Origin of the sequence: Acinetobacter sp. WCHAc060006, assembly GCF_004209135.1 — a bacterium.
Lineage (GTDB): Bacteria > Pseudomonadota > Gammaproteobacteria > Pseudomonadales > Moraxellaceae > Acinetobacter > Acinetobacter cumulans.
In genome coordinates this window covers 64,451-76,905 of the sequence record NZ_SGSS01000006.1, presented here as the reverse complement: position 1 = coordinate 76,905, position 12,455 = coordinate 64,451, and the positions used below count along the sequence as shown (strand labels likewise).

The 12,455-nt window shown below is 43.6% G+C and carries 10 protein-coding genes; 1 reads left to right on the top strand and 9 read right to left on the bottom strand.

All coding sequences use genetic code 11. The features are described from left to right. Nucleotides 1-78 precede the first annotated feature (78 nt). From urtE to EXE29_RS05345, 7 genes are all read right to left on the bottom strand, one after another. On the bottom strand, nt 79-777 hold the full coding sequence (gene urtE / locus EXE29_RS05375) for an urea ABC transporter ATP-binding subunit UrtE (protein WP_120364097.1): 699 nt from the start codon (nt 775-777) through the stop codon (nt 79-81). A gap of 10 nt (nt 778-787) precedes the next feature. Further along, a complete protein-coding gene (gene urtD / locus EXE29_RS05370) occupies nt 788-1,606 on the bottom strand; it encodes an urea ABC transporter ATP-binding protein UrtD (RefSeq protein ID WP_120364098.1) in 819 nt (272 codons plus the stop codon). Next, entirely contained in the window at nt 1,603-2,676 is a 1,074-nt protein-coding gene (urtC, locus tag EXE29_RS05365; RefSeq protein WP_106984171.1) for an urea ABC transporter permease subunit UrtC, read from the bottom strand. The genes urtD and urtC overlap by 4 nt, the downstream gene beginning before the upstream one ends. A 4-nt stretch (nt 2,677-2,680) precedes the next feature. Next, on the bottom strand, nt 2,681-4,318 hold the full coding sequence (gene urtB / locus EXE29_RS05360) for an urea ABC transporter permease subunit UrtB (RefSeq protein ID WP_120364099.1): 1,638 nt from the start codon (nt 4,316-4,318) through the stop codon (nt 2,681-2,683). A 104-nt stretch (nt 4,319-4,422) separates the two neighbouring features. After that, complete coding sequence (urtA, locus tag EXE29_RS05355) at nt 4,423-5,709, bottom strand: urea ABC transporter substrate-binding protein (RefSeq protein ID WP_120364100.1); 1,287 nt, start codon at nt 5,707-5,709, stop codon at nt 4,423-4,425. A 394-nt stretch (nt 5,710-6,103) separates the two neighbouring features. Continuing rightward, nucleotides 6,104-7,984, bottom strand: a complete 1,881-nt coding sequence (parE, locus tag EXE29_RS05350) for a DNA topoisomerase IV subunit B (protein ID WP_120364101.1) — start codon at nt 7,982-7,984, stop codon at nt 6,104-6,106. A gap of 14 nt (nt 7,985-7,998) precedes the next feature. Beyond that, complete coding sequence (locus tag EXE29_RS05345) at nt 7,999-8,586, bottom strand: YqiA/YcfP family alpha/beta fold hydrolase (RefSeq protein WP_120364102.1); 588 nt, start codon at nt 8,584-8,586, stop codon at nt 7,999-8,001. 248 nt (nt 8,587-8,834) lie between these two features. On the opposite strand from EXE29_RS05345, the gene EXE29_RS05340 reads away from it, so the two are divergent. Then, nucleotides 8,835-10,166 (top strand): PGAP1-like alpha/beta domain-containing protein, encoded by a 1,332-nt coding sequence (locus EXE29_RS05340; RefSeq protein WP_120364103.1) that lies wholly within the window; start codon nt 8,835-8,837, stop codon nt 10,164-10,166. A 92-nt stretch (nt 10,167-10,258) separates the two neighbouring features. On the opposite strand, the gene EXE29_RS05335 is transcribed toward EXE29_RS05340, so the two are convergent. Further along, nucleotides 10,259-10,756, bottom strand: coding sequence for a disulfide bond formation protein B (locus EXE29_RS05335; RefSeq protein WP_117006559.1), 498 nt, complete (start codon nt 10,754-10,756; stop codon nt 10,259-10,261). Between the two features lie 19 nt (nt 10,757-10,775). Then, entirely contained in the window at nt 10,776-12,353 is a 1,578-nt protein-coding gene (gene gshA, locus EXE29_RS05330; protein WP_120364104.1) for a glutamate--cysteine ligase, read from the bottom strand. Between the last annotated feature and the right edge of the window lie 102 nt (nt 12,354-12,455).

The window sequence follows — 12,455 nt, the reverse complement described above, 5'->3', positions numbered from 1 at the left end:
GAGTAGCGAACAACCAAGTCTTTAAAAATAGAGCTCAAACTCGTCGCCTCCCCCCAAAAGAGAAGGCTCTTTAAAACATTAAATTGCCACCAAATCACGAATGCCTTTTTCAGACATTTCACTCCCCACGCCTTGTGCCACCACCTGCCCACGTGCCATAACGGTATAACCATCGGCAAGCTCTTCAGCAAAGTCATAAAATTGCTCAACTAAAACAATGGACATCTCTCCGCCATCGGCCAGTTTACGAATCACACGGCCAATATCTTTAATAATCGAGGGCTGAATGCCTTCAGTAGGTTCATCTAAAATCAGTACTCTTGGTTCAGATGCCAAAGCACGCGCAATCGCCAATTGTTGTTGCTGTCCACCTGATAAATCACCACCTCGACGGTGCTTCATTTCGTCTAAGATGGGAAATATTTCATACAAATGCTCAGGAACTTTACGGGTTTTTGCCCCCTTAAACTTGGCCATGCCAATCAAGATGTTTTCTTCGACTGTGAGCGTCGAGAAAATGTCTCGCCCTTGCGGGACATAGGCCAAGCCTGCTCTCACCCGCTGTTCGGGGCTTAATTTGGAAATGTCTTTGCCATCTAATAAGATCTGACCTGACTTAATTGGAAGAATCCCCATTAAACATTTGAGTAGTGTAGTTTTACCCACACCATTGCGCCCAAGCACCACAGAGCATTCACCGATAGGCGCAGTAAAGGACACATCACGTAATATATGACTGCCACCATAAAATTGATTGACGTCTTTGACTTCTAGCATCTCGGTCTCCTTAACGTCCTAAATATTTTTCTATTACATCTTCATTGGCTTGAACCTCTGCCAATGTACCTTCTGCCAAAATAGCGCCCTGTGCCAACACGGTGACTTTTTCACTGATGGTGTCAATAAAGCTCATGTCATGTTCAACCACGATCAAGGTATGGTTCTTCTTCAGCTCTAAGCAAAGTTCAGCTGTACGCTCTGTTTCCGCATCGGTCATGCCTGCTACAGGCTCATCCAGCAAAATCAGTTTGGGGCGTTGCATCAATAACATGCCAATCTCCAGCCATTGCTTTTGACCATGTGACAACAAACCTGCAGGTTTGTTTACAAATTCTTGTAAGCGAATTTGTGCCAAAGATTCCTCCAAAGCCAGCTGTGCATCAGGCGCAAGTTTGCTAAAGAAACTCTTTTTCACACGTTTATCTTTGGGGGCAGCCAACAGTAAGTTTTCCATGACGGTGAAATTTTCAAATACGGTTGGCTTTTGAAACTTACGCCCAATCCCTGCTTCTGCAATTTTTTCTGTACTCATTTTGGCTAAATCATAGGTTTGCCCAAAGTGCGCTGTGCCTTCGGTTGGACGCGTTTTGCCTGTGATCACATCCATCAGTGTCGTTTTACCTGCACCATTTGGCCCAATAATGCAACGGAGTTCGCCTTCTTGAATATACAAAGACAAATCATTTAAAGCGCGGAAGGCATCAAACCAAACACTGACATTTTCTAAGTACAGCGCAATACCATGACTGAAATCTGCACCTTCGGCTTTGGGGCGACCATAACCCTCCGAGGCGTGCCCCCCATGTGGTTGCATTACATCACTCATTCACCACGCTCCTTTTTAAAACGATCAAACAGCCCAATGACCCCTTTGGGTAGAAATATCGTGACCACAATAAATAATGCACCGAGCACCAAGAGCCATGCTTCTGGATAGGCCACGGTAAAATAGGTCTTGAGACCATTGATTAAGCCCGCGCCTAAAATCGGACCAATCAGCGTACCCCGACCACCGGCTGCCACCCATACGGCCATTTCAATCGAGTTCACAGGGTTCATTTCACTGGGGTTAATAATGCCAGCCTGTGGCACATACAAAGCACCCGCAATCCCAGCGATAACTGCAGAAAGCACCCATGCGGAAAGCTTGTACCAAAGGGTGCGATAGCCTAAATATTGCAAGCGGTTTTCGCTGTCACGGATTGCACCCAAGACACGCCCGTAGGGTTGATTCATTAAATGACGTAAACCAACAAAACACAGCAACAACACCAAGGCTGTGATAAAGCAGAGACTGGCCCGCATAGCTGCCGAGCTAATGTCCATCCCTAAAAGAGTTTTAAAGCCCGTAAAACCATTATTGCCCCCAAAGCCTGTTTCATTACGGAAAAACAACAGCGCTGCCGCAAAGGTCATGGCTTGAGTAATAATTGAGAAGTACACGCCTTTAATTTTTGAACGGAAAGCAAAGAATCCAAAAATAAAAGCCACCAGTCCAGGAACCAGTACCACCAAAAGTAAAGCCCACCATAAATGCTGGGTACCTATCCAATACCATGGCAACTCGGTCCAGCTTAAAAAGCGCATAAAGTCGGGTAAGCCATCGCCTGCGGATTCCCGCATGAGGTACATACCAAAGGCATATCCACCAAGCGCAAAGTACAGACCATGACCCAGACTTAAAATACCCGCATAGCCCCAGACCAAATCCAATGCCAAAGCCACCAGTGCTAAGCACATAATTTTGCCAATCAACGTGACCCAATAAGAGGATAAATACAGCGCTGAATCTGCAGGAAGCAGATGTAACCATGGCAAGATCAGTAATATGGCAAAGCACACACTAATCGCGATTGCACTGGTGGGTTTATCTGAAACTAAAGATGTGATTTTCATCGGCTTACTCCACAAATCGTCCTTTGATGGCAAATAAACCTTGTGGACGTTTTTGAATAAACAAAATCACAAGCACCAACAGTAAAATTTTTGCGAGTACTGCACCCATGCCAATTTCCAGCACAGTGCCACTCACTCCTAAACCAAGCGCGGCCAATACTGCACCCCACACTTGACCCACCCCGCCAACAACCACCACCAAGAAGGCATCGATAATGTAGTTTTGCCCGAGGTCAGGCCCGACATTGCCGACTTGGGCCAAGGCACAGCCTGCAAGCCCTGCTAAACCAGAACCTAAGCCAAAAGCCATCATGTCGATACGGCTTGAACGAATACCCACTGCACGTGCCATTTGACGGTTTTGCGTCACGGCACGAACAAAGAGACCAAAACGGGTTTTATTCAGCACATAAACCAGCACTAAAAGAATAACGATCGTGAAGGCAATAATGGCAATACGGTTATAGGGCAAGATCAAGCTTGGCGTCATCGCAATGCCACCAGACAGCCATGAAATATTGGAGACTTCGACGTTTTGTGCGCCAAAAATCATACGCACCAGTTGCATTAAAATCAGACTGACCCCAAAAGTCGCCAATAAGGTTTCTAACTGACGACCGTAAAGCGGACGAATCACCGTACGCTCAATGAGCATGCCTATCAGCGCACTCACCATAAAGGCCGCTGGAATGGCCGCAATTAAGTACCAATCAATCCAGCTTCCTAAATAGGTTTTAAACAGGCTTTGCACCACATAAGTGGTATACGCGCCAATCATAATCAGCTCACCATGAGCCATATTAATGACACCCAATAAACCGTAAGTAATGGCGAGACCTAAAGCTGCCAATAATAAAATGCTGGCAGTACTCAACCCTGAAAACACATGCCCCGTCCATTCACTGGCCTGAATTCGGGTTTTAATCTTGCTTTGGGCGCTCGTTAACGTTGCTTTTAATTCTGGATGTAAATCGGGTTGTTCAAGCTCGGTTGTCACCATTGCCAATACATCTGGACGGTTTGAATCTTGTAATACTTTAGCGGCTTGAATTTTCGTCAACACATCTGGGCTTTGGTAATCCAAACGCGCCTTTAACTGTGCAAGGCGTGCTTTCACACTGTTATTTTTTTCGGCCAAATACAGCTGATTAATTTGCTTTACATCTAATTCAGATAAGTTATTTTCTAAAATATCAATCGCTTCTAAACGCTGAGTAGCATCGGTAGAGCTTAATTTTTTTTGTGCTTGCGCAAAACTTAATGCTTTTCTTAAAGTATTGACCAAAGTGACTTGTGAGATATCTGCGGGCCATGTGCTCACAAGCGTTTGATCTGCATAACGGCGCAGTTGATCTTGCCCTTCTAAAATATAGGTCTGTCCTGCGCCATCTCGATATAGCTGATCATTTTCAACATAGGTTGCCAATTGATCTAGCAATTCAATACTGGCAGGCCAGCGATTTAACAATGCACGTCGTGTGGCAAAGTCAGCACTGACAAATTGTTGAATGGCATCACCCTGAGCAAGGGTCTGCGCCGAAGCAAGTGTGGTTGATGCGGAAGATTCGGCATGGGCTAGATTGAGCCACAAGCACTGGCTCATGATTAAAAACAGAGCGAAAAAATGTAGGCGAGTGAACATCAACGTCCCCCCTTTTTTTATAGATCGCATGCAGATCAAATGCATGATGTGAACTTTAGAATTTTAGAAAAGCCCGCCACTGGCATGGCAGGCAAGTTGTGCTTTTATTTTGGAATGTACGGGCTCCATGGCTCCGCAGGAATTGTTTTTGCTGTTTTGTAGACCACATCAAATTGTCCGTCTGCACGGATTTGGCCAATCATGACAGGCTTATGTAAGTGATGATTTTTGGCATCCATTTCGAGCTTATAGCCCGATGGTGCATCAAAGCTTTGACCCGCCATTGCCTCACGGACTTTATCTACATCAGTCGTACCCGCTTTTTCTACGGCTTGCTTCCACATATTGATGCCGACATAAGTCGCTTCCATTGGATCGTTGGTGACCATTTTGTCAGCATTTGGCAGTTTATATTCCACCGCATACTGCTTCATCTTGCCAATGAATTCCGAGTTCTTCGGATTTTTTACCGACATGAAATAGTTCCACGCGGCTAAATGCCCAACCAAAGGCTTAGTGTCTATGCCACGTAATTCTTCTTCTCCCACAGAGAACGCCATGACTGGAATATCCGAAGCTTTAATACCTTGGTTACCTAGTTCACGGTAAAACGGCACATTAGAGTCGCCATTGATGGTCGAAATCACAGCCGTTTTTTTGCCCGCTGCAAACTTCTTCACGTTGCCTACAATAGTTTGGTAGTTGCTATGACCAAATGGCGTGTACTCTTCCATAATGTCTGCATCGGCCACACCTTTAGACTTTAAAAATGCACGCAAAATTTTATTGGTGGTGCGCGGGTAAACATAGTCTGTTCCAAGTAAAACAAAACGCTCCGCTTTACCGCCCTCTTCGCTCATCAAGTATTCCACAGCAGGAATGGCTTGTTGGTTAGGTGCAGCACCTGTATAGAAAATATTTTTTGATTGCTCTTGGCCTTCATATTGGACCGGATAAAACAATAAGCCATTCAGCTCTTCCACCACAGGCAACACAGATTTACGCGAAACGGATGTCCAACAGCCAAAAATTACTGCAACTTTATCTTGCGTAATTAACTGACGAGCTTTTTCTGCAAATAAAGGCCAGTTTGAGGCAGGGTCAACCACCACAGGCTCAAGTTTTTTGCCCATCACACCGCCATTGGCATTAATTTCATTAATGGCCATCAGCGCAGTGTCTTTTAACGACGTTTCTGAAATCGCCATCGTGCCAGACAATGAATGTAAAATTCCGACCTTAATAGTATCGCCATTACTTGCCGCTGCTTTCGGTTCTGAGCTGGCAGCTTGTGTTTTTTCTTCTGCTGGTTTTGAGCAACCTGTTAAAGTTAATGTGCCCAACATGGCAAGTGCCAATAATGATTTTGAAAATAATTTTTGTTCCAACATCTACGCACTCTCCAAATAATTTTCGCGCTCTGCGCATGTGTTATTGCTAAGTGCTATTATTCAAGTTCTATGCCAACCAACAAAATCATGTATAAAACATTAAAGCCAATATTCAATTTATTATTATTTTTCAATTTATTAAAACTCATTCAATTTATGTTTTGATAGTTTCATCTTCCTCAATATCTCATTTTTTTGCATACAAACTTGTATCCAACATGACAACTAAAAAATTCCAAGATGGCTCAAAGTGCACAATCACATTTTTAAAGCTGCACAACTACAGCGCATTTTATGTACTGCTTAGACATAAAAAAGCCCGCATCTGCGGGCTTTTTTACATAGTTGGCTCAAGTCGCACTCAGCCAGTACTTGCGCCAAATACAAAATTAAATTATACGGTCAACTCAGCTAAATTGCCTTTTTGCTCTAACCAATCTTTACGATCAGGCGCACGTTTTTTCGCAAGAAGCTTATCCAAAAGACCTGCCGTAAACTGGCTATCATCTAAATCTAATTGCACCAAACGACGGGTATTTGGATCAAGTGTCGTTTCACGTAATTGACTCGCGTTCATTTCACCTAAGCCTTTAAAGCGAGTGATTTGCGGATTTTTAGTTTTGCATTTTTTCAAAATGCCATCTAACTCTGCATCATCCAAGGCATAGTGCACGTCTTTGTTATCATCAATACGATACAAAGGAGGCATGGCAACAAATAAATGCCCTTCTTCCACCAAGGTTGGAAAATGCTTCACGAATAAAGCACACAGTAGGGTCGCAATGTGTAAGCCATCGGAATCGGCATCGGCCAAAATGCAAATTTTGCCATAGCGCAGTTCAGACAAATCATCTGAGCCCGGGTCTACACCAATCGCAATCGCAATGTTATGCACTTCTTGAGAAGCCAGCACTTCATCTGAAGAAACTTCCCACGTATTTAAAATTTTCCCGCGAATCGGCATAATCGCTTGGAAGTTTTTATCCCGCGCTTGCTTAGCAGAACCGCCCGCAGAGTCACCTTCCACAATAAACAGTTCAGATTCTTCGAGCGTATGCCCGACACAGTCAGACAATTTACCCGGCAAGGTTGGGCCAGCCACAATCTTTTTACGCTCAACTTTTTTGGCAGCTTTTAAACGACGGCCTGCTTTCGAAATCGCCATTTCAGCCAACTGCATTGCAATCTCTGAATTTTGATTCAGCCACAATGCAAATGCATCTTTGGCAATATTCTGCACAATGCCAGATGCTTCACGGCTCGACAGACGCTCTTTGGTTTGCCCAGAAAACTGCGGTTCTTGGAATTTCAGCGACAAAATATAGTTCACGCCGTCCCAAACATCTTCCGCAGATAATTTCAGATTACGAGGCAATAAATTGCGTAGTTCACAGAACTCGCGCATTGCATCTGCTACACCTGAACGCAAACCGTTCACATGCGTACCGCCCTGCGCCGTTGGAATCAAGTTCACATACGATTCTTGAATCGACTCGCCACCTTCAACATTCCAACAAATGGCAAATTCAGCACTGGCACGTTCGGCATCACCTGTTGCGACAAAAGCTGGCGCTGGAATAATCTCACGGTCTTGCAGTTCATCCATCAAATAGTCAACAAGACCATTTTCAAACTGCCAAGTGATTTTTTCATCGTTAATTTGGTCAACATAATTAATTTCTAAGCCCGCAGCTAACACCGCTTTGGCTTTTAAATTATGTTTTAGGGCTTTTAAAGCAAATTTTGGTGAATCAAAATACTTAGCTTCAGGCCAGAAATGTACCCGTGTGCCTGTTGCACGTTTGGCACATTTACCTTCCAAAACTTCTAAAGGTGCAACCGCTTCGCCTTGCTCAAAGGCCATTTTATAGAGGTTGCCTTGGCGCTGTACTTCCACTTCAACACGGGTTGAAAGCGCATTCACCACCGAAATACCTACCCCATGCAAACCACCAGAAAATTGATAGTTGTCTGTGCTGAACTTACCGCCGGCATGGAGTTTGGTTAAAATAATCTCAATACCAGATTGGCCATATTCTGGATGAATATCAACTGGCATACCGCGGCCATTGTCCTCTACAGACAAAGAGCCATCTTTATAAACAATCACAGTAATTTTATTGGCATGACCTGCAAGTGCTTCATCGACAGCATTATCAATCACTTCTTGCGCCAAATGGTTTGGACGACTTGTGTCGGTATACATGCCCGGGCGACGGCGCACCGGATCTAAACCAGATAAAACTTCAAGAGATTGGGCCGTATATTGAGACACGTTGTAAGGTTTCCTTATTTTATGCTGTCCGATAAAAACTGTAGCACTGCCGGTATTTTGTCTGCGAAATCGTCCATAGCATGACTGCCATGACAATCGATCATCAGCATTGCACCTTGCGAGGCTTCACTATAATAACGCTGTGCTTCACGATAATCCAAAACTTCATCGCCTTGCTGTAATAGCACTAAAATTTTGCTCGCATCTTGCACAAATGGTACAGAAATGTGTTCTAAGTGATCAAGCTGTGCTTCATCCAAGGACCAATCTGCCGTAACGGCATAAGGCAATGTAGTTGTTGCAAATAAAGTTCTAAACAAATGCCATGGTCGCATTGCTGGATTAATCAGTACAGCAGGAATACCATGCTTCGCGACCAATTGCGTCGCATAAAAGCCCCCCAGACTACTTCCGACCAAGACTACATCCGACAAATTCGTAATCTGTGTAGACAGTAGATCTAAAGCATGCTGCGGATGCATATTTAAATCAGGCAAATGCACTACATCGTTCGGGCGATATTGTGCGCAGTACTGCTTTAATTGTTGACCTTTAATTGAATTTGAACTGCTTTGAAAGCCGTGTAAATAAATGATGTTCATCGCTTGTTCACAAAATTATATACAAATTAATCAAAATAAAGTTTATAAATGAGATGCAGGTCTCATTTTAAAAAGTGAGTTTCTGCATTTTGTTAGACAATAAATCCGCTGCCGAAACACGATCATCGGTATTTTAAATATTATTCATAATAAGGCATTAGCCTTAAACAATAAGACTTATACCGTGAAGCTTAGATAAAAGAAAGCCCGAATATACGGCGCATAAAACGACACAGGATATGACGCAGATGCCGAGTTTAACACCACTACACGAAACCTATTGTAAATGGGACCGCACACCACCGAGCCAAGCCGATGTCCTCGAAGGCTTGGCACAGCTGGTAACGATGCGTTTTAGTGATGTCGTGCATGACCTCATCCAAAATATTCAACGTGAGCTTTTAATCAGTATTTTTGGGATGAGCGAGCAAAAGTCAAAAAGCATCCATAAAATTCCCTATGTCAAAAAGCTGTATCAATTCACTTATGAAAGCTTTTTTAACTACGGAAACTATTTATTAGCACCTATTTTACGTGGTGTCATCGAGCGATTTCCAAAGCTACACGACAAACCATTAACCCCGAGTCTGCATATTTTGGTCGGTGCGTTAAATGGCGTACTGGGTGATTATTTACTCAAATATCAAAACCCTATGGCACTGCCTATGGCTGTGTATGACCATTATGGTAGCTTACAAAAAGGCGAACTCAGTGGCCGTGTGACCTTATTTGTACATGGCCTATGTATGCACCATTTGTCTTGGTCAAATCATAAATTTGGTGGCATCGGCGAAAAACTCTTGGCGCAACGTGATCACAACACCATGTTGTACCTGAACTACAATACAGGCCGTCGCATTTCTGCCAATGGGCGCAGTCTATCCAATACCTTAGAAGATCTGTTACAACGTAATCCAAATATTACCAGCATTGATTTGATTGGCCACAGTATGGGCGGATTGGTGTCTCGTAGTGCCCTCTTTTATGGCAAACAAAATATGCACCACTGGATTCACCGCGTTGAAAACTTGGTCTGTCTGGGCTCTCCACACCACGGTGCAGTATTAGAACGTTTTGGCTTTGCAATACAAGATAAGCTTGGGCATTTACCTCTTGGAAAAATTGTCGGCCATGTGGTGAATATTCGGAGTAATGGAATTCTAGATTTACGCTATGGAAGCGTCCGTGATGATGATTGGGAACACAATGATGTACGTATTGGGATGATGGACGACAATCGTAAACCTGCACCGATTCCTTCACATATTAATACCTATCTTGTGGCTGGAACCATTGAGTTTGAGCACCGTAAAAATCGGACCTTAAAAGTCATTGGCGATTATTTGGTCAGCGTAAAAAGTGCCTTGGGCGAACACCCCAATAGTCGCTATCAACTAAAAGTACCAGATGCGCATAAAGCCATTTTCTATGGTCTAAATCACTTTGAAATTCAATATCACTCGCATGTTGCAGAGCAAGTAGCTCGCTGGTTCTACCCAAGTGTAGAAGATCAAGCTTATGATCAAATTCATGAATATATGATGGACTTGGCGAGCATGGAAGGCATCGCGCTCACTTAAATAAATAAGATATTTTTGCCACAAAAAAGCCAGCTTGATGCTGGCTTTTTTGTGTCGATGTGCATGCTCAGCGTCATGCAAATTTGGTTATGTTAAGCAGGATACCTACGACATAATTGCCAAAGGCTCACCACGGCCAGCACTGCAAAAAATATCCCAGACCAAACAGGTAAAGACTGTCCTAAGAAGGTCCAATCCACTTTGGCACATTCGCCAGAACCCGTTAATACCTGCTGAAACACAGATTTTAAAGGCAGTGTTTCAACCCAATAATCCAATCCAGGCCCACAACTTGGCACTTTATCTGGTGGTAAATTTTGTAGCCAGACATGCCGTGCTGCCACACCCACAGACCACAAAATAGATACGCTAGCCAAGAAGGCATAGATGCGTTTCATAACATTTGAGGCAGGATTATGTAAACATGCCAACAACGAAATCAGCCCAAGACCAATTAGGCCAATCCGTTGAAATACACATAATGGACAAGGTTCAAGCCCTTGCACATGTTCCAGATACAGCGCAAAACTCATGCCAATCACACTGGCTACAAATAATAAGCCACTGATCAGGCGATAACTCCACTGCATGGGGTTCCCTCTATTTTATTTATCTAAAATTCGCAAGATACTGTTCGAAATTAGGTGCTGTTTCTTGCTCTAATACTGCGAGTGTTTGTAAGGACTGTGTTGCCACTTCTGCAAAATAAGCCTTACGCTCAGGACTCAACTGATGTTGCTCATACATACTCGCATGCTGTTGTGCCATAAAGCTACCAAAGCCCCATGTACCACCTTGCTCAATTGTATCTTCAATCATTTTTGCAGACAAAGTTTCATCGACTTCGTCTACCCGTGACAGCATAACGTTCAAAGCTTGGCTATACAGTGGTGTACTGTAACTTTGGTCCATTAAAGCAGCGATGGACTGCATTTCGTTTAAATAACGACGACACCAATCTTCAATTGGATAAGCCTGCCCTTGCTCCAAAATCGTTGCATTGGGTGCACGGCCACGGTTAACCACTTCTGCTTGGTTTTGTTCTATTACTTCTTGCTCTGCATCAAGCAAATCTGGGCTGTCGCTTAATAAGCAATGTAATGCCAAGATTTCCAAGAAGCCCGCTGTATTTTCATCAATGCCAATTGGGCTATAGGGGTTAACGTCCACTGCGCGTAATTCCACATAACCTACACCACGGTTGAGTAATGCTTCCGATGGTGTTTCACCTGCTTTTGGCACCTGTTTTGGGCGCACTAAGCTGTAGTATTCATTTTCAATTTGTAGCACGTGGTCATTAATTTGAATTGGCGTGCCCGCTTCATCATCTAAGCCCAAACGAGTGAATGGAGCATACGGCGTTTTGACTGCTTTTTGCAGACCATCCAAATAACCAGTCAAATTGTTATAGTGAATGCCCAATTGTTTTTGTGCTGAATTTTGATAACCGAAGCGCCCCATACGTAAAGCCGTGGCATACGGTAAAAATAGCGTACCTTTTAACAGTGGCAATAAGTGATGCTCTCGCCCTGTCATAAAGCATTGGCATACAGACGGACTCGCACCGACCAAAAACATCACCAAAGGTGTTAACCGGATAAAGTTACGAATCAAACCAAAGTAACGATGACTGCGATAGTCTTGCAAACTCAATGCTTTTAGGGCGTCGTCTGTTTCGTTTGCCTGTAAGGCTTCAAACAAATGATCAGGGAAAGATAAATTATAATGCACCCCTGAAATGGTCTGCATACGGCGACCGTAACGCACGCCTAAACCATGACGATATAAGGTTTTAAAACGGCCCACATTTGAGGTGCCATACTGTGCAAGACGAATACTTTCTTCCGCATCATCAAGCATACACGGCATCGATAAAGGCCATAGTTTTTCATCATGTTCTAATTGTTGATGCACAACGGCATGAATATCTTTTAAATAATTGAGTGTTTCACCAATGCTACTTAAGGGTGGTGTAATAAACTCCATCAATGCTTCGGAGTAATCGGTCGTAATATGCGGATGTGTTAATGCCGAACCCAGTGCTTTGGGATGATCTGCTTGAGATAAAAAACCATTGCTCTGCATACGTAAACTTTCACGTTCAATGCCACGTAACATGCCGTGTATATGCGTAGAGTCCACCCAATTTGGTAAAATATTTTGAGAGGTCGATTCGGGCTGACTCATTGCAATCTCGCTTAAAGGGAAGAACGACTAAAAGAAAATCATTTATTTAGCGCAGTATAACTTGATTTTTAGGTGGCACGTTACAGTCTGCTGGCTTTTGAG

What these genes read in the sequence shown, in the direction of transcription:
- urtC (WP_106984171.1), bottom strand. Translation starts at nt 2,676, where the DNA reads ATGAAAATCACATCTTTAGTTTCAGATAAACCCACCAGTGCAATCGCG.
- EXE29_RS05345 (WP_120364102.1), bottom strand. Translation starts at nt 8,586, where the DNA reads ATGAACATCATTTATTTACACGGCTTTCAAAGCAGTTCAAATTCAATT.
- gshA (WP_120364104.1), bottom strand. Translation starts at nt 12,353, where the DNA reads ATGAGTCAGCCCGAATCGACCTCTCAAAATATTTTACCAAATTGGGTG.
- urtD (WP_120364098.1), bottom strand. Translation starts at nt 1,606, where the DNA reads ATGAGTGATGTAATGCAACCACATGGGGGGCACGCCTCGGAGGGTTAT.
- urtE (WP_120364097.1), bottom strand. Translation starts at nt 777, where the DNA reads ATGCTAGAAGTCAAAGACGTCAATCAATTTTATGGTGGCAGTCATATA.
- urtB (WP_120364099.1), bottom strand. Translation starts at nt 4,318, where the DNA reads ATGTTCACTCGCCTACATTTTTTCGCTCTGTTTTTAATCATGAGCCAG.
- EXE29_RS05335 (WP_117006559.1), bottom strand. Translation starts at nt 10,756, where the DNA reads ATGCAGTGGAGTTATCGCCTGATCAGTGGCTTATTATTTGTAGCCAGT.
- EXE29_RS05340 (WP_120364103.1), top strand. Translation starts at nt 8,835, where the DNA reads ATGCCGAGTTTAACACCACTACACGAAACCTATTGTAAATGGGACCGC.
- urtA (WP_120364100.1), bottom strand. Translation starts at nt 5,709, where the DNA reads ATGTTGGAACAAAAATTATTTTCAAAATCATTATTGGCACTTGCCATG.